This is a genomic window from Salmonella sp. SAL00672 (assembly GCF_046552175.1).
GTDB classification, from domain to species: domain Bacteria; phylum Pseudomonadota; class Gammaproteobacteria; order Enterobacterales; family Enterobacteriaceae; genus Salmonella; species Salmonella enterica.
The window spans coordinates 110591-127150 of record NZ_JBGDUQ010000008.1; the positions used below are offsets into that span (position 1 = coordinate 110591).

Consider the following 16560-nt stretch of genomic DNA (forward strand, 5'->3'; position numbering starts at 1 on the left):
GCCTGTACTGTAGGCATCCCCTGTTACGTCAGGCGCTTTTGCGGCTGATCAGTGGTCCCTGGCTGTTTGTTGCTGCGCGCTCCAGCACTTCCTGAATGACCGAAGAGAGTTCGTTAATCTCAAACTTGGCCACGTAGCCGTCGGCCTGCACTTTACGTATATGATCTTCGTTGGCGCTGCCGGAAAGGGAAGAGTGAATAACGACCGGGATCTTTTTCAGCCGTTCATCGGTTTTAATTTTACGCGTTAACGTAAAGCCATCCATCTCCGGCATCTCAAGATCTGTCAGGACCAGCGCGATTTTCTCGCTAATTGGCTTACCTTCGGCCTCCGCTTCCTGCGCCAGTTGCTGGATTCTCTCCCATGCATCCTTGCCGGTCACATGCATCTGATGCGGAATTCCCATCGCGTTCAGCCCTTTTTCCAGCATCGCGCGGGCGACTTTGGAGTCTTCCGCCACAATGGCTACCGCGCCAGGGGTAATATAAAATTTATTGGTCTTCAGATTGGTGGCGCGCAGATCGTGGCTGGAGGGGACAATATCATAAAGGATCTGCTCAACGTCGAGCACCAGCGCCAGGTTGTTGGTTTCTTTGTTGTCATCCAGGCAGGCAATACTGGTGATGTAGCGACCGTTGACGGCTTTCTCGGCGGTATGCACCTGTTGCCAGTCAAGACGCATAATATTTTCCACCGACTCGACGGCAAATGCCTGTACGCTGCGCGCATATTCGGTGATCAGCAAAATATTCAGCCCGGTTTCCGGCTTGCAGCCCGCTACCGCTGGCAAATCAATCACTGGAATGACCTGATCCCGAATATTGACCATGCCCAATAGCGGCGCTTTCATGCCTGCCGGGCGCGTAAAGGCGGGCATTGGTACGATTTCGCGCAGCTTAAATACATTGATGCCGAACAGCTCTGACTTCTGTTCATGCAGCGATGTACCAAGACGGAATAACAGCAGCTCAAAACGGTTGGACAGGGTTAAATTGGCCCTGTCATCAATATCTTTCTGAAAATTGTCCATCCTAACCTCATTATGAAAGCCTGCCTTTTTTAGTGTTATCGGCAATGAGGACAAAAAATGGAGCGCTAAACCGGGAAAACAGAAAAATCGTAAGCCAGTTCCGTCGCCGGGAAAATAGCGCGGCATTCCGCCAGTAAGCGCTGACAGCCTTTATCGTCATAGCGTGAGCTAATATGGGTCATGATCAGCCGACCAACGGCAGCTTCCCGCGCCAGCGTCGCGGTTTGACGGGTGGAGCTGTGTCCGCGAGCGTTGGCTTTCTCCTCCATTGACGCATCCAGCGTGGTTTCATGGACCATCACATCCACACCTTGCGCCAGCGCGAGGGCGGCCTCGCAGGGCGCGGTATCGCCGAAAATCGCCACTGATTTCCCGGCCACGGCGGGAGCAAGGTAGTCGGCGCCATTGATCTGCCTTCCATCGGCAAGCGTGACGGTTTTTCCTGCCTTCAACGCCTGAAACAGCGGGCCGGGCGTAACGCCTGCGGCTTTTAACGCCCTGGCATTCAGCGCGCCAGGCTTGTCATGTTCAACAACGCGATATCCGTAGCACTCCAGTGGATGCTCCAGCCTGAACGCGGTCACTTTACGCAGACCGTCGTCAAGAATATCGCCTGCGCTAATTTCTTCAATTTGCAACGGAAAATCGGTCCATGAACCGCTAAGACGCAGTGTGGTTGCAATAAACTCACGCACGCCTTGAGGCCCGTATACGGTTAGCGGATGGGGGTTCCCCGCCATCGACCGGCTGCATAGCAGACCCGGCAGGCCAAACAGATGATCGCCGTGAAGATGGCTGATAAAAATGCGCTCAAGCTTACCGGGATGAAACGCGGTATTAAGCATTTGATGCTGTGTCCCTTCGCCGCAATCAAAAAGCCATACTCCCGGCTGCGTTGGATGTTGCAGATGTAATAAAATTGCCGTTACATTGCGTGAGCGCGTGGGAACGCCTGCGGACGTACCTAAAAAAATTAATTCCATCTTGTCCATACATGTTTGGTTATCGTTTAACCCAAGATTACCACAACACAGGAGCGCATCATGATTGACTGGCAGGATCTCCACCATAGCGAACTTACCGTTCCTCAACTTTACGCGTTACTCAAATTGCGCTGCGCGGTCTTTGTGGTAGAACAGCGCTGTCCTTACCTGGATGTGGATGGCGATGATTTAGTCGGCGACAATCGGCATATTCTGGGCTGGCATCAGGATGAGCTGGTGGCGTATGCGAGGATTCTGAAAAGCGATAACGAATCAGACCCGGTTGTCATTGGCCGGGTGATCGTCAGCGATGCCTGGCGAGGGGCGAAACTGGGCCAGCAATTAATGGCGAAAACGCTGGAATCTTGTGGGCGGCACTGGTCGGATAAGCCGCTATATCTGGGGGCGCAGGCGCATCTAGAACCTTTTTATGCGCGGTTTGGTTTTATTCCGGTTACCGATGTTTATGACGAAGACGGCATTCCGCACCGGGGAATGGCGCGGGAGGTTCATCAGGCATAAACCGAAACCGTTGACTATAGTTAGGAGCAGGTGTTAACACAACGGAGAATGAGAATGTCATATCAATTTGGTGAATCACGTGTTGATGATGATCTGACTTTGCTCAGCGAAACGCTGGAAGAGATTTTACGTTCCTCAGGCGATCCCGCCGATCAAAAATACATTGAGCTGAAAGCCCGCGCGGAACAAGCGCTGGAAGAGGTGAAAAACCGCGTAAGCCATGCGTCGGATAGCTATTATTACCGGGCAAAGCAGGCCGTTTATAAAGCGGATGACTACGTTCATGAAAAACCCTGGCAGGGTATTGGCGTAGGCGCGGCGGTAGGACTGGTACTTGGACTGCTGCTGGCGCGGCGCTAAATCCCCCCACTGAACAGAATTGCAACCCTCCCTAAATGAGGTACTGCTTTTTTAGGGCAGTACCCCGTATAATGTGGGGTTTTTAACAGGGAGGGTCCGCGTGCATTCTATTACTACTGCGCTGGAAAATCTGACGCGTCAGCTATCGCAAGAGATACCGGCGACGCCAGGGCTTTGCGTTTTCGATGCGCCTTTCCCTTTAAACGATGCCTTCGATGCATTGAGCTGGCTGGCCAGCCAGTCATCCTTTCCGCAATTCTACTGGCAACAGCGCAATGGCGACGAAGAAGCTGCCGTTCTCGGGGCCATCACCGTTTTTTCATCGCTCGATCTGGCGCAACGGTTTTTACGTCAGCACGCGCAGCCTGACCTGCGTATTTGGGGGCTGAATGCGTTCGAGCCGAAAGAGGGCTACTTATTGCTGCCGCGGCTGGAGTGGCGACGTAGCGGGGGTACGGCGACCTTACGCTTACATCTGCACAGTGACGTTTCGCTACGCGATGATGCGCGCCAGGCGAAAGCGTTTCTCGCTTCTCTGGTCGGCATTAAGCCTGTTCCGGCGCTACGCCTTTCGCTCACGAGCGAACAACACTGGCCGGACAAAGACGGTTGGGTGAAGCTGATTCAGCAGGCCACCCACACCATTGCGCAAGAGGCGTTTGATAAAGTTGTGCTGGCGCGGGCCACCGACTTACAATTCTCCCGTCCGGTCAATGCCGCCGCGATGATGGCGTCCAGTCGTCGTTTAAATCTCAACTGCTACCACTTTTTTATGGCTTTTTCCGCCGATACCGCCTTTTTGGGATCATCGCCGGAGCGGCTCTGGCGGCGGCGTGAAACGGCGCTGCGTACCGAAGCGCTGGCCGGGACGGTGGCGAACCATCCGGATAACCATAAAGCCTGGCAGCTTGGCGAATGGTTAATGAAAGACGATAAAAACCAGCGAGAAAATATGCTGGTTGTCGAAGACATCTGCCAGCGACTGCAAAACTGCACCCACTCGCTGGATGTGCTGCCGCCGCAGGTGCTCAGACTGCGCAAGGTACAGCATTTGCGCCGCTGTATCTGGACGGCGCTTAATCAGGCGGACGACACGCTCTGCCTGCACCAGTTACAGCCTACCGCAGCGGTCGCCGGGATCCCTCGTGAACCCGCGCGTTGTTTTATAGAACAACATGAGCCGTTCGAACGTGAATGGTATGCCGGGTCGGCAGGCTATCTCTCCACGCGGCAAAGTGAGTTTTGCGTGACGTTACGTTCAGCCAAAGTGACGGCCAATGTGGTGCGATTGTATGCCGGCGCGGGAATCGTCCGCGGCTCCGATCCGGAACAGGAATGGCAGGAAATAGATAATAAAGCGGCCGGGTTACGTACCTTATTGCAGATGGATGCGTAATGAGTCACATATTCCCGACCCATATCAATAATCCATTTTTGCAGCTCTTTATACTTAGTCCCAATGATTGATACCGGACAAACTCATGTCAGTAAGTGCATTTAACCGGCGCTGGGCGGCGGTCATCCTGGAAGCCTTAACCCGTCATGGCGTCAGGCATGTTTGTATCGCCCCTGGTTCCCGTTCCACGCCGCTCACGTTGGCGGCGGCAGAGAATCCTGCTTTTATTCACCATACGCACTTTGATGAGCGTGGGCTTGGTCATCTGGCGTTAGGGCTGGCGAAAGTCAGTCAACAGCCGGTTGCCGTTATTGTCACTTCAGGTACCGCCGTGGCGAACCTCTATCCGGCGCTGATTGAGGCGGGGCTGACGGGCGAGAAGCTCATTTTACTTACCGCCGATCGCCCGCCGGAGCTGATTGACTGCGGCGCCAACCAGGCGATCCGTCAGGCGGGGATGTTTGCCTCGCACCCCTCCCAAACTTTGTCGTTGCCGCGTCCCACGCAGGACATTCCGGCGCGCTGGCTGGTGTCGACCATCGACAATGCGCTCGCCATGCTTCATGCGGGCGCGCTGCACATTAACTGTCCTTTTGCCGAACCGCTGTATGGCGATATGAATGACACCGGTCTGGTCTGGCAGCAGCGTCTCGGCGACTGGTGGCAGGATGAAAAACCCTGGCTGCGCGAAGCGCGTCGACTGGAAAGCGACAAACAGCGCGACTGGTTCTTCTGGCGACAAAAACGCGGCGTTGTCGTCGCCGGGCGTATGAGCGCAGAAGAAGGCAAAAAAGTGGCGCAGTGGGCGCAAACTCTGGGATGGCCATTAATTGGCGACGTATTGTCGCAAACCGGGCAGCCGCTGCCGTGCGCCGACCTGTGGCTCGGCAACGCCAAAGCGGTGACCGAACTGCAGCAGGCGCAAATTGTCGTCCAGCTTGGCAGTAGCCTTACCGGAAAACGCTTACTGCAATGGCAGGCAACCTGCGAGCCGGAAGAGTACTGGGTAATCGACAATATTGAAGGTCGTCTGGACCCTGCGCACCATCGTGGACGCAGACTGGTAGCGAAAATCGCCGACTGGCTGGAACTGCATCCGGCGGAAAAACGTAAACCGTGGTGTGTAGAGATCCCGCGTCTGGCGGAACTGGCGTGGCAACGGGTGGTCGCGCAGCGAGACACCTTTGGCGAAGCGCAGCTGGCGCACCGTATCCGCGACTATCTGCCGGAGCAGGGGCAATTGTTCGTGGGCAATAGTCTGGTGGTGCGTCTGATCGACGCGCTGTCACAGTTGCCGGCTGGCTATCCGGTATACAGCAATCGTGGGGCGAGCGGCATTGACGGCCTGCTTTCCACGGCGGCAGGCGTGCAGCGCGCCAGCGCCAAATCGACGCTGGCTATCGTCGGCGATTTATCCGCGCTGTACGATCTTAACGCGCTGGCGTTACTACGTCAGGTATCCGCGCCGTTTGTGTTGATTGTGGTCAACAATAACGGCGGGCAGATCTTTTCCCTGCTGCCGACGCCGCAAAGCAAACGTGAGCGCTTTTATTTGATGCCGCAAAACGTCCATTTTGACCATGCGGCCGCCATGTTTAACCTGCGCTATCATCGCCCGGAAAACTGGGAAGAACTGGAGTCTGCGCTGGCTGGCGCGTGGCGAACCCCGGCGACAACGGTGATTGAGCTGGTGGTAAACGATACGGACGGCGCGCAGACGTTGCAGCAACTTTTGGCCCAGGTAAGCCATCTATGATGTTGCACGCGCAGCACATGCCCGGACAGCCTGGGGCGCCCTCGCTGGTTTTCCTGCACGGTTTTTCTGGCGATTGCCGCGAATGGCAGCCGGTTGGCGAACAGTTTCACGGTTGTTCGCGGCTCTATATTGACTTACCGGGACATGGCGGATCTACGGCTATTCCGGTCGGCGGATTTGCCGATGTCATCAGATTACTGCGCGCTACGTTAATTAGTTACAACATACTAAAGTTTTGGTTGGTGGGATACTCCCTTGGCGGCCGGGTGGCGATGATGGCAGCTTGCCAGGGAATACCAGGCCTGTGCGGCCTGGTGGTCGAAGGCGGTCATCCGGGGCTGCAAAATGAACAGGCGCGCGCTGAAAGACGATTGTCCGACGGGCGCTGGGCAGAGCGTTTTCGTCATGAACCCTTGACTGAGGTTTTTCACGACTGGTATCAGCAGCCGGTGTTCGCCTCGCTGACGGCGCAGCAAAGGCAGGCGCTGACGGCGCTGCGTAGCCAGAATAACGGCGAAACGCTGGCTGCGATGCTGGAGGCGACATCGCTTGCCGCCCAGCCGGATTTACGCGAGGCGCTCAACGCGCTGGCATTTCCGTTTTATTATTTATGTGGCGAACGCGACAGCAAATTCCGCGCCCTGGCGCAGGAAGTGGCGGCGACATGCCATGTCATTCGTAACGCCGGACACAACGCACATCGGGAAAACCCCGCTGGCGTGGTAGACAGTCTGGCTCAGATTCTGCGTCTCTGACTAAAGGACACACTATGATCTATCCTGATGAAACAATGCTTTACGCACCGGTAGAATGGCACGACTGCTCGGAGGGTTACACCGACATTCGTTATGAAAAATCCACCGACGGTATTGCAAAAATCACCATTAATCGTCCGCAGGTGCGCAATGCATTTCGTCCGTTGACCGTCAAAGAGATGATTCAGGCGCTGGCGGATGCCCGTTACGACGACAACGTGGGCGTGATTATTCTGACCGGCGAAGGCGATAAAGCGTTTTGCGCGGGCGGCGACCAGAAGGTGCGCGGCGATTACGGCGGTTATCAGGATGACTCCGGCGTGCATCACCTGAACGTGCTGGACTTTCAGCGCCAGATTCGCACCTGTCCAAAACCGGTTGTCGCGATGGTCGCGGGTTACTCCATCGGCGGTGGTCATGTGCTGCACATGATGTGCGACCTGACCATCGCGGCCGAAAACGCCATCTTCGGCCAGACCGGTCCGAAAGTCGGCTCCTTTGACGGCGGCTGGGGCGCTTCGTATATGGCGCGTATCGTTGGTCAGAAGAAAGCGCGTGAAATCTGGTTCCTGTGCCGCCAGTACGATGCGCAACAGGCGCTGGATATGGGGCTGGTTAACACCGTTGTGCCGCTGGCGGATCTGGAAAAAGAGACCGTGCGCTGGTGCCGCGAAATGTTGCAAAACAGTCCGATGGCGCTGCGTTGCCTGAAAGCGGCGCTGAATGCCGATTGTGACGGTCAGGCCGGGCTGCAGGAGCTGGCGGGCAACGCTACCATGCTGTTCTACATGACGGAAGAAGGGCAGGAAGGCCGTAACGCCTTTAACCAGAAGCGTCAGCCTGACTTCAGCAAATTCAAACGGAACCCATAATGCGTAGCGCGCAGGTATACCGCTGGCAGATCCCCATGGACGCGGGGGTGGTTCTGCGCGACAGGCGGTTAAAAACTCGCGACGGGCTGTATGTTTGTCTGCGTGACGGCGAGCGTGAGGGATGGGGAGAGATCTCTCCGCTGCCGGGCTTCAGTCAGGAAACGTGGGAAGAGGCGCAGACGGCGCTCCTGACGTGGGTGAACGACTGGCTTCAGGGGAGCGAGGGATTACCCGAGATGCCTTCGGTCGCGTTTGGCGCAAGCTGCGCGCTGGCGGAACTGACAGGCGTATTGCCGGAGGCGGCGGACTATCGCGCTGCGCCGTTATGCACTGGCGATCCTGACGATTTGGTGCTGCGGCTTGCCGATATGCCCGGCGAGAAAATCGCTAAGGTCAAAGTGGGTCTTTATGAAGCGGTACGCGACGGCATGGTGGTTAATTTGCTGCTGGAGGCGATCCCGGATCTGCATCTGCGTCTGGATGCGAATCGCGCCTGGACGCCGCTAAAAGCCCAACAGTTCGCAAAGTATGTTAATCCGGATTACCGCGCTCGTATCGCCTTTCTCGAAGAACCGTGTAAGACGCGGGATGATTCCCGCGCCTTTGCCCGTGAAACCGGCATCGCGATTGCCTGGGACGAAAGTCTGCGCGAAGCGGATTTCACCTTTGAAGCCGAAGAGGGCGTCAGGGCTGTGGTTATCAAACCTACGCTGACCGGATCGCTTGATAAAGTGCGTGAGCAAGTCGCTGCCGCCCATGCGTTGGGACTGACGGCGGTCATCAGCTCTTCGATCGAGTCCAGCCTCGGCCTGACGCAACTGGCGCGGATTGCCGCCTGGTTGACGCCGGGAACGCTGCCTGGACTGGATACCTTGCATCTGATGCAGGCGCAACAGATTCGCCCCTGGCCCGGTAGCGCGTTGCCTTGTCTGAAGCGTGATGAGCTGGAACGACTGTTATGACATTCACGGACTGGCCGTGGCGCCACTGGCGTCAGGTTCGCAGTCAGGCGCCCGCTCTGCGCCTGAACGATGAAGTGCTAAGCTGGCGCGCCCTCTGTGAGCGTATTGATGCGCTGGCGGGCGGGTTTGCCGCGCAGGGCGTACGCGAGGGCGACGGTGTCCTGCTGCGCGCCGGGAATCAGCCGCGCACTCTGTTGGCATGGCTTGCGCTGATGCAGTGCGGCGCGCGGGTTCTGCCCGTCAATCCGCAGTTGCCCCAGACGTTGCTGGAGGCGCTGGTGCCGAAGTTAACGCTGCGTTTTGCGCTGACACTGGAAGGCGAAAACGCGTTTTCCGGATTAACCGCGTTGCAGATACAAAAGAGCACAGCGGCGTATGCTGTGGACTGGCAACCGCAGCGTCTGGTTTCCATGACGCTGACATCGGGTTCCACAGGATTGCCAAAAGCGGCCGTACATACGTGCCAGGCGCATCTTGCCAGCGCGCAGGGAGTGCTTTCGCTAATGCCGTTTGGCCCTCAGGATGACTGGCTGCTATCGCTGCCGCTGTTTCATGTATCTGGGCAGGGTATTATGTGGCGCTGGCTCTTCGCCGGGGCGCGCATGACGGTACGCGATAAGCAACCGCTGGAGCAGATGCTGGCAGGGTGTACTCATGCTTCGCTGGTGCCGACGCAGCTATGGCGGTTGCTGGCGAATCGGGCGGCGGTGACGCTGAAAGCCGTTTTGCTCGGCGGCGCGGTGATTCCGGTTGAACTCACCGACCAGGCCAGCAAACAAGGGATTCGCTGCTGGTGCGGGTATGGGCTCACGGAGTTCGCGTCTACGGTATGCGCCAAAGAGGCCGATGGTTCGGATGATGTGGGCGCGCCGCTTCCCGGCAGAGAGATCAGAATCGTCGATAATGAAGTCTGGCTGCGCGCCGCCAGTATGGCGGAAGGTTACTGGCGTGATGGCAAACTGATCCCGCTGGTTAATGACGAAGGCTGGTTTGCCACGCGCGATCGCGGCGAGCTGAACCACGGCAGGCTAACCATCGCCGGGCGGCTGGACAACCTGTTCTTTAGCGGCGGCGAAGGCATTCAGCCGGAGGAAGTCGAACGCGTTATTAACGCGCATCCGCTGGTGCAACAAGCCTTTGTCGTGCCGGTAGAAGATAAAGAGTTTGGCCATCGTCCCGTTGCGGTTGTGGAGTATGCATCGCAGGCCGGAGACGTGAACCTCGCTGAATGGGTTCGCGATAAGCTGGCGCGTTTTCAACAGCCGGTTCGCTGGTTGACGCTGCCGTCAGAACTGAAAAACGGAGGGATTAAAATATCTCGCCGTGCGCTCCAGCAGTGGGTGTGTAAGATCTGTAAAAATTAATGTTAGGTTAATATACAACCATTCCATCGCTATTGCCGTTTTGTTTATCCGTTGATGTGTAACGTGTTATGAACAATCAGCGTGAAACGGGGGCGCTATGGAATGGTTGGTTAAGAAATCGCATTATGTCAAAAAGAGGGCGTGCCATGTTCTGGTGCTGTGCGATAGCGGCGGTTCGCTAAAAATGATCGCCGAGGCGAATTCCATGATATTACTGAGTCCCGGCGATATCCTGTCGCCTTTACAGGATGCGCAGTATTGTATTAATCGGGAAAAACACCAGACCTTAAAAATCGTTGATGCACGCTGTTATTCCTGCGACGAATGGCAGCGGTTGACGCGCAAGCCATCATGATCTGGCGGGCAGAAAAATCAGCATTACCCCCGCCATAATGCACAATACGCCGAGCATCGCTTTTAGGCTGAAAGCGCCTTGCAAACCGGGTAACAACATTGAGGCTACCCAGACAAGCACATAACTGAGACTCAGCAGCGCATAGGCTTTGCTGAGCGCGAGCGTGTGTAATGTTTTCTGCCAGCAGAAGACGGAAACCAGATACCCCGCCAAACCGGCGAATAGCGCCAGGGTCGCGGCATTAAATGCGCCCAGCCCGGAAATAAACGCCAGTGGATGCGCTATCGATGGCAGTCGCATCATGGCGAATCCTAAACTCAACTGGGCGAGGGAGGCAATCGCAACGCTTATCAGTCCCCACATTACGCCCATTATGCCGCACTCCCCAGAATGATAATGCCGCTGATAATTAATGCGACGCCCAACCAGTGGCGGGGCGGAACCTGTTCATGCCAGATTTTCCAGGCCGCCAGCGTGACCCAGACAAAATTCAGACTCAACATCGGGTAAGCAATTCCCACCGGCAGGGTTTGTAGCACCAGCAGCCACAGCACCATCGCTGCACCCATGCATATCAGCGCCAGGCCCAGCCACAGCATCAAGTGACGGCGGCGTCCGCCCGTCGTCAATGGCCGTGTCGCTTGCTTCTGGCAGAGCTGACCGCCAACGCTGAGCAGACTGGCAAGCACCAGAACGATGCCGATCATTTAGGCCGATACTGAATTAACACCAGACGCCCCTGATAATCAACATTGTCCGCAGGGGGAAGGGAAAGAGCGCTGATGTCTTCGTCTTTGTCTATTGAAAGTACTAGCGTAATAATGCCCTCCTGACGATGCTGGTTGAGCCAGGCGTTAAAATCGTCGGCTTTAACGAATTTATTCTGTACATCAGGATAGCTAAGACCATACCTGAGTTCGCCCGCGTGTCCGTAGAGCATAATATCGTCTCGTTTCAGACTCCAGGCCAGCCCGGCGGCGACGCCCACGCTGTCGGCAAGAATATAGCGGCTTGATGCCAAAGGCGCCTGGGTCATTTCGACAAAAAACTGTGGCTGTTTGGACTCCATCACCCTGTCGGGGACGGAAAAGCCGAACAGCAGCGCCAGTCCCAGCGGACAAAACGCGGGTAATAGGTATTGTTGGCTATGACAGAGGCTATACCAGCCCACAAACGCCCAAACAGTAAAGACGCCCCAGACGCAAAAAACTTTATAGGTTTCGATATGCGTCCACACCGGCGATTTCAGCGGGCCCCATGAGGAGACGACAAACGCTGCGACGATCCCGACTAACCCGAACACCAGGTTGATCCCGCCGTTGACACGTAGCGCGGCGACGCCTTCTTTTACGTTATGCAGGACGAAGCGCGCCATGAGTATCGCTATCGGTGCGAAACAGGAAAGAACATAGGTGGGCAGTTTCCCTTTCGCAATACTGAAAAAGAGAAGCGGCATGATCGTCCATCCGAGCAAATAGAATGCGCCGTTTCGCTCGCGCCAGCCCAGTTTAAGCGCGCCAGGCAGTAACCCCAGCCACGGTAAACTTCCCGCGAGCAGTACCGGCAGATAGTACCAGAAAGGGGCTTTATGCTGGGCATCGCTCATGGCGAATCGCTGGATATGCTCCACCCAGAAAAAGTAATGCCAGAAATCGGCTTCGCGTCGCGCAATGGCGATCGCCCAGGGAAGGACAACCACAAAGCAGCTCAAGACCGCCAGCCAGCCGTAAAGCAAAAAGTCCTTCCAGCGTTTCTGAACAATGACCCACGGCAGCACGCTCACCACCGGTACGGCCAGGGCGAGGAAGCCTTTAGTTAATACACCCAGACCGCAGGTTGCGCCCAGTAGCAAAAACATCCCAATCTTGCCCGTTCGGGTCGTGGCCTGCATCCCCTGCCAGAAACAACACATCCCGGCCGTAAGCCAAAGGGCGATCATCGGGTCGAGTACCGCATACGTCCCGATACTGTAAACGGCAAAGAGGGAGAGAAAGATAACGGAGGCGAGCAACGCGGTACGTTTATCCCGCCATAAGCGGAACGTCAGCCACGCCACCAGCGCTGCGGCCAGCAATGTCGTTAAAATAGCGCCGGCCCGCACGCCAAAATTGGTAGCGCCAAAAAGCCACTGACCCAGACTGTTTATCCAGTAACCGGCTATCGGTTTTTCAAAATAACGTAATCCCAGAAAATGCGGCACGATCCAGTCGCCAGACGCCAGCATCTCCCGACTTATTTCGGCATAGCGCGTTTCATCCGGCTGCCAGAGCAGGCGGCTATTGACAGGAATAACATAGTAGAGCGCGATAAATGCGGCGAAAGCCAGATAATAGCGTATCGATTTCATCATGAGGCGCTCGCTGCCTGTTGGCACCCCAGCCAACCTTCACGGCCAGGGATGTGCCCACGTACAATTTGCCCCAACGGCAGAGACTCAGGCGATGTCGGCAGCAGTTCGCCCAGAGGACAAAAGGTGATCCCCGCGTCACGTGCACGAACGAGCAAATCTTCAAACAGCGGCTGATGGACAATACCTTCGACTTCCGCATGGATGGTATATACCGGCGTGCCTTTGTCCTGCAACATACGGGAGATAATCCAGGTATTGAACGACTGCGCCTGAACGGCGGGGCCGATAACCTCATCCCATGTGGGTAAGGTGACCGGGATTTGCGGCGTCCCTGTCTGGCCCGGCATCAGTAGCGGACGGAATAAGGTGGTTCCACGGCAATCGCTGTTATACCTCAGGTTGAACGGCTCTTTCGCACGAACAACGCGCCCATCCGCTCGCCAGCCGGCCGCGGCTGAGCAGGTGACGGGTTTTCCGATAATGGCCTCAAGCGCCGTTATGCCGCGCGCGATATCTTCTTCAAGCTGGCGGATACTCCAGTGGCCGCTGTGAGTCTGCCACGCATGGTGATCCCAGGCATGTAGTCCCGTCTCATGGTATGTTGCCGTTTCACGAATAATCCCGGCATTAGCGTTGCCGATATTTTTTCCCGGCCAGGCGGTGCCGGCCAGCAGGATATCCCAACCGTAGAGCGAGGCGGCGTTTGAACGTAGCATTTTCCATAAAAATCGCGGTCTTATCAGACGCCAAAGATGACGTCCCATATTGTCCGGCCCGACGCTGAAGAAAAAGCTGGCCTGAACGCCGTGGCGATGCAATGTCGCCAGCAGCCGGGGAACACCTTCACGCGTTCCTCGCAAGGTATCAACATCAATGCGTAAACCGACTTTCGTCATGATGCGCGTTCCGCGACATCTACGCTGCGCAGAAAGAAGTCCAGCGTTTCTTCAACCGTATCACGCATCGCAATAGACGGCTCCCAGCCCAGACAGCGCCTGGCATTGTCGATACTGGGTTTCCGGTGTGCGACATCCTGATAACCCTTGCCGTAATAACTACGGCTTTCGACGACCTGGAAACCGGCAAACGGTGGGAAATGGCAGCGCAGCGGATGCTTATCAAAACTGTCGAGCAACAGCGTCGCCAGTTCCTGAATACTGGCTTCGTTGTCAGGATTGCCGATATTAATGATTTTGCCATCGCACCGATCGCCATCATTCACAATAATGCGGAATAATGCTTCGATCCCATCGCGAATATCGGTGAAACAGCGCTTCTGCTGACCACCGTCGATAAGCTTGATCGGCGTCCCTTCTACCAGGTTCAGAATCAACTGCGTTATCGCGCGTGAACTGCCGATACGCGCCGCGTTCAGGCTATCCAGCCGCGGCCCCATCCAGTTAAAGGGACGGAAAAGCGTGAAGCGCAATCCCTCTTTTTCGCCATAAGCCCAAATCACCCGGTCGAGAAGCTGTTTGGAAACGGAGTAAATCCAGCGTGGCTTATTCACCGGCCCGACGATCAGATTCGATTTGTCCTCGTCAAAAGAGGCGTCCGTACACATGCCGTACACTTCAGAGGTAGACGGGAAAACCACGCGTTTACGGTATTTCACGCAATAACGGATAATCCGCAGGTTTTCTTCAAAATCAAGTTCAAAGACGCGCAGCGGGTTGCGGGTGTATTCAATCGGGGTTGCAATTGCTACCAGCGGCAGTACGACATCGCATTTTTTGACATGATATTCGATCCATTCTGAGTGGATGCTGATATCTCCCTCCACGAAATGAAATCGAGGGTGGAGCAGGAATCGGCTAATGGCGTTGCTGCCGATATCCATACCGTAGACCTCGTAATTCTCTTCATTCAGTAACCGTTCGGTCAAATGATTGCCGATAAAACCGTTGACGCCGAGGATGAGAACGCGAATGCGACGTTTACCGCTGGTCGCTGGTGGACGGTTCAAACGCGCGCCCGCCACCAGACCAAGCGTCTGTGCAAGCTGCGAGCCCTGTACAGTAATGCCGTCTCCGGCCTGGCCGGTAATAATCTCCAGCGCGCCATCAGCGCAGGCGACCCGCAGCGGAGAGACCGAAATTACCGAGCCGGGAAGCGCGCCCTGCGCATCCGGACAAATTCGGGAAGACCAGATAGTGAATTTTTGCGAGCCGTTATAGCTGAACGCGCCGGGCCAGGGGGCGGCTACCGCCCGCACCAGGTTATGCACAGTGGAAACCGGTTTATGCCAGTCGATAAGGCCATCTTCCGGCCTGCGGCGACCATAATACGTAGCGTCAGACTCACGCTGGGGAACAGAAGGTATATCGCCGCATTTCATGGTGGGCAGGATGCTATTAAGCAACTGGCGCGCGGCCTGGCATAGCTTATGATGCAGGGTAAGCGCAACATCGTCCTGCGCAATAGCAACGCGTTGACTGGCGACAATCTCTCCGGCGTCGGCACGTTTGACCATACGATGCAGCGTTACGCCCGTTTCGCTTTCGCCGTTAACCAGAACCCAGTTTAGCGGCGCACGGCCACGATAGGCAGGCAATAGAGAACCGTGCAGATTGAACGCGCCAGCCGGGGCGAGGTGCAGAATTTCTTCGCTTAACAGGTTGCGGTAATAGAACGAAAAAATAATATCCGGCGCAAGCTCAGCGATGCGGTCGACCCAGATAGGATGATTTACGTTATCCGGCGCATAAACCGGAATCCCTAATCCTGCCGCCAGCCGGGAGACGGAGCCAAAAAAGGTGTTTTCCGCAGGATTGTCGGCATGAGTAAAAATCGCGGCAATGTCATACCCGGCATCCAGTACGGCCTGCACGCCCTGACATCCCATATCGTGATAGGCAAAAATAACGGCTTTCATTGGTGACTTTCCTCAGTAAACGACGTGCTTTCCGGGTAGATAACTTGTTGAACAAAATAGCGGGGGCGGGCGCGGACATCGTTATAAATGCGACCAATGTATTCGCCCAGCAGCCCCATACCGATGAATTGCGCGCCGATGAAGGTAAACAGGACGGCAAAGAGCATAAATACGCCTTCCGCCGCCCACTGCGGCCCCAGCGCCAGGCGAAGTACAATAAGCAATACCGACAGGCTAAACCCGCCGATGGCGATAACGCTGCCCAGCAGGCTCAACAGGCGCAGCGGCGTCGTCGTCAGGCAGGTCACCAGGTCATACATCAGGTTAATGAGACGCATAAAACTGTATTTAGAGTCGCCAAATTCACGTTCAGCGTGATGCACCGGGATCTCGGTAGCCCGACGAGCGAAAATGTTGGCCAGAATAGGGATAAAGGTGCTGCGTTCATGGCAGCGCAACATGGTATCGATAATAGGGCGGCGATAGGCGCGTAACATGCAGCCGTAATCGCCCATCGCTTTGCCCGTTGTGCGCTGGATCAGCAGATTAATGATTTTTGACGCCGATTTGCGAAACAGGCTGTCCTGTCGGTTCTGGCGCACGGTGCCTACCACATCGAACCCTTCATCGGCTTTCGCCACCAGGCGCGGGATCTCTTCCGGCGGGTTTTGCAGATCGGCATCCAGCGTAATGATGAGATCGCCGCTTACATGGCTAAACCCCGCCATAATTGCTGCATGTTGACCGTAGTTACGGTTGAGTAAAATAGAGATGATATGGCTATCGGCCTCCTGGGACGCCTTAACCATCAGCTCCGCCGAGCTATCGCTGCTACCATCATCTATCAATAAAATCTCCCACGCTTTGCCCAGACTCTCGCAGGCGGTGGTGGTGCGTCTTATCAATTCCGGCAGGCTTTCCTGTTCGTTATAGACAGGAATAACCACCGAGACTTTTTTTATGGGGGCGGCGTCAAACAT

The 16560-nt window shown here is 55.9% G+C and carries 17 protein-coding genes; 9 read left to right on the forward strand and 8 right to left on the reverse strand.

Going from position 1 to position 16560, the window contains the following annotated elements:
- Positions 1-28: 28 nt before the first annotated feature.
- A complete protein-coding gene (locus tag ACLJTG_RS18115) occupies positions 29-1030 on the reverse strand; it encodes a chemotaxis protein (RefSeq protein WP_000368560.1) in 1002 nt (333 codons plus the stop codon).
- A gap of 65 nt (positions 1031-1095) precedes the next feature.
- Complete coding sequence (gene rbn, locus ACLJTG_RS18120; protein ID WP_000419093.1) at positions 1096-2013, reverse strand: ribonuclease BN; 918 nt, start codon at positions 2011-2013, stop codon at positions 1096-1098.
- A 60-nt stretch (positions 2014-2073) separates the two neighbouring features.
- Between rbn and ACLJTG_RS18125 the strand changes: the two genes are divergently transcribed.
- The 9 genes from ACLJTG_RS18125 to pmrD all read left to right on the forward strand — a co-directional run bounded on the left by ACLJTG_RS18125 (position 2074) and on the right by pmrD (position 10355).
- Positions 2074-2535, forward strand: a complete 462-nt coding sequence (locus tag ACLJTG_RS18125; protein ID WP_079951364.1) for a GNAT family N-acetyltransferase — start codon at positions 2074-2076, stop codon at positions 2533-2535.
- 54 nt (positions 2536-2589) lie between these two features.
- Positions 2590-2895, forward strand: coding sequence for a stress response protein ElaB (elaB, locus tag ACLJTG_RS18130; protein WP_001519663.1), 306 nt, complete (start codon positions 2590-2592; stop codon positions 2893-2895).
- A gap of 100 nt (positions 2896-2995) precedes the next feature.
- Complete coding sequence (gene menF / locus ACLJTG_RS18135) at positions 2996-4291, forward strand: isochorismate synthase MenF (RefSeq protein WP_000555674.1); 1296 nt, start codon at positions 2996-2998, stop codon at positions 4289-4291.
- A gap of 85 nt (positions 4292-4376) precedes the next feature.
- Positions 4377-6047, forward strand: coding sequence for a 2-succinyl-5-enolpyruvyl-6-hydroxy-3-cyclohexene-1-carboxylic-acid synthase (gene menD, locus ACLJTG_RS18140; RefSeq protein ID WP_000116392.1), 1671 nt, complete (start codon positions 4377-4379; stop codon positions 6045-6047).
- On the forward strand, positions 6044-6802 hold the full coding sequence (gene menH / locus ACLJTG_RS18145; protein ID WP_079951363.1) for a 2-succinyl-6-hydroxy-2,4-cyclohexadiene-1-carboxylate synthase: 759 nt from the start codon (positions 6044-6046) through the stop codon (positions 6800-6802). The genes menD and menH overlap by 4 nt, the downstream gene beginning before the upstream one ends.
- Before the next feature lie 14 nt (positions 6803-6816).
- On the forward strand, positions 6817-7674 hold the full coding sequence (menB, locus tag ACLJTG_RS18150; protein ID WP_000640013.1) for a 1,4-dihydroxy-2-naphthoyl-CoA synthase: 858 nt from the start codon (positions 6817-6819) through the stop codon (positions 7672-7674).
- Positions 7674-8636, forward strand: a complete 963-nt coding sequence (gene menC, locus ACLJTG_RS18155; protein ID WP_001255560.1) for an o-succinylbenzoate synthase — start codon at positions 7674-7676, stop codon at positions 8634-8636. The genes menB and menC overlap by 1 nt, the downstream gene beginning before the upstream one ends.
- Positions 8633-10000, forward strand: coding sequence for an o-succinylbenzoate--CoA ligase (gene menE, locus ACLJTG_RS18160; protein ID WP_000144666.1), 1368 nt, complete (start codon positions 8633-8635; stop codon positions 9998-10000). Before menC ends, menE begins: the two co-directional genes overlap by 4 nt.
- A gap of 97 nt (positions 10001-10097) precedes the next feature.
- Positions 10098-10355, forward strand: coding sequence for a signal transduction protein PmrD (pmrD, locus tag ACLJTG_RS18165; RefSeq protein WP_000455132.1), 258 nt, complete (start codon positions 10098-10100; stop codon positions 10353-10355).
- Here the strand turns inward: pmrD and arnF are convergent.
- From arnF to arnC, 6 genes are read right to left on the reverse strand one after another with little or no spacing between them, the layout of a single operon-like run.
- Positions 10350-10727 (reverse strand): 4-amino-4-deoxy-L-arabinose-phosphoundecaprenol flippase subunit ArnF, encoded by a 378-nt coding sequence (gene arnF, locus ACLJTG_RS18170; RefSeq protein WP_000538694.1) that lies wholly within the window; start codon positions 10725-10727, stop codon positions 10350-10352. The genes pmrD and arnF overlap by 6 nt on opposite strands.
- Positions 10727-11062: a 4-amino-4-deoxy-L-arabinose-phosphoundecaprenol flippase subunit ArnE gene (gene arnE, locus ACLJTG_RS18175; RefSeq protein ID WP_000579484.1), complete on the reverse strand. Its 336-nt coding sequence runs from the start codon at positions 11060-11062 to the stop codon at positions 10727-10729. Before arnE ends, arnF begins: the two co-directional genes overlap by 1 nt.
- Positions 11059-12705, reverse strand: coding sequence for a lipid IV(A) 4-amino-4-deoxy-L-arabinosyltransferase (gene arnT, locus ACLJTG_RS18180; protein WP_198898344.1), 1647 nt, complete (start codon positions 12703-12705; stop codon positions 11059-11061). Before arnT ends, arnE begins: the two co-directional genes overlap by 4 nt.
- A complete protein-coding gene (arnD, locus tag ACLJTG_RS18185; RefSeq protein WP_000169766.1) occupies positions 12702-13601 on the reverse strand; it encodes a 4-deoxy-4-formamido-L-arabinose-phosphoundecaprenol deformylase in 900 nt (299 codons plus the stop codon). The genes arnT and arnD overlap by 4 nt, the downstream gene beginning before the upstream one ends.
- Positions 13598-15580 (reverse strand): bifunctional UDP-4-amino-4-deoxy-L-arabinose formyltransferase/UDP-glucuronic acid oxidase ArnA, encoded by a 1983-nt coding sequence (gene arnA / locus ACLJTG_RS18190; RefSeq protein ID WP_000648753.1) that lies wholly within the window; start codon positions 15578-15580, stop codon positions 13598-13600. Before arnA ends, arnD begins: the two co-directional genes overlap by 4 nt.
- A complete protein-coding gene (gene arnC, locus ACLJTG_RS18195; RefSeq protein WP_000458894.1) occupies positions 15577-16560 on the reverse strand; it encodes an undecaprenyl-phosphate 4-deoxy-4-formamido-L-arabinose transferase in 984 nt (327 codons plus the stop codon). Before arnC ends, arnA begins: the two co-directional genes overlap by 4 nt.

What these genes read in the sequence shown, in the direction of transcription:
- ACLJTG_RS18115 (WP_000368560.1), bottom strand. Translation starts at nt 1,030, where the DNA reads ATGGACAATTTTCAGAAAGATATTGATGACAGGGCCAATTTAACCCTG.
- rbn (WP_000419093.1), bottom strand. Translation starts at nt 2,013, where the DNA reads ATGGAATTAATTTTTTTAGGTACGTCCGCAGGCGTTCCCACGCGCTCA.
- ACLJTG_RS18125 (WP_079951364.1), top strand. Translation starts at nt 2,074, where the DNA reads ATGATTGACTGGCAGGATCTCCACCATAGCGAACTTACCGTTCCTCAA.
- elaB (WP_001519663.1), top strand. Translation starts at nt 2,590, where the DNA reads ATGTCATATCAATTTGGTGAATCACGTGTTGATGATGATCTGACTTTG.
- menD (WP_000116392.1), top strand. Translation starts at nt 4,377, where the DNA reads ATGTCAGTAAGTGCATTTAACCGGCGCTGGGCGGCGGTCATCCTGGAA.
- menH (WP_079951363.1), top strand. Translation starts at nt 6,044, where the DNA reads ATGATGTTGCACGCGCAGCACATGCCCGGACAGCCTGGGGCGCCCTCG.
- menB (WP_000640013.1), top strand. Translation starts at nt 6,817, where the DNA reads ATGATCTATCCTGATGAAACAATGCTTTACGCACCGGTAGAATGGCAC.
- menC (WP_001255560.1), top strand. Translation starts at nt 7,674, where the DNA reads ATGCGTAGCGCGCAGGTATACCGCTGGCAGATCCCCATGGACGCGGGG.
- menE (WP_000144666.1), top strand. Translation starts at nt 8,633, where the DNA reads ATGACATTCACGGACTGGCCGTGGCGCCACTGGCGTCAGGTTCGCAGT.
- pmrD (WP_000455132.1), top strand. Translation starts at nt 10,098, where the DNA reads ATGGAATGGTTGGTTAAGAAATCGCATTATGTCAAAAAGAGGGCGTGC.
- arnF (WP_000538694.1), bottom strand. Translation starts at nt 10,727, where the DNA reads ATGGGCGTAATGTGGGGACTGATAAGCGTTGCGATTGCCTCCCTCGCC.
- arnE (WP_000579484.1), bottom strand. Translation starts at nt 11,062, where the DNA reads ATGATCGGCATCGTTCTGGTGCTTGCCAGTCTGCTCAGCGTTGGCGGT.
- arnT (WP_198898344.1), bottom strand. Translation starts at nt 12,705, where the DNA reads ATGATGAAATCGATACGCTATTATCTGGCTTTCGCCGCATTTATCGCG.
- arnD (WP_000169766.1), bottom strand. Translation starts at nt 13,601, where the DNA reads ATGACGAAAGTCGGTTTACGCATTGATGTTGATACCTTGCGAGGAACG.
- arnA (WP_000648753.1), bottom strand. Translation starts at nt 15,580, where the DNA reads ATGAAAGCCGTTATTTTTGCCTATCACGATATGGGATGTCAGGGCGTG.
- arnC (WP_000458894.1), bottom strand. Translation starts at nt 16,560, where the DNA reads ATGTTTGACGCCGCCCCCATAAAAAAAGTCTCGGTGGTTATTCCTGTC.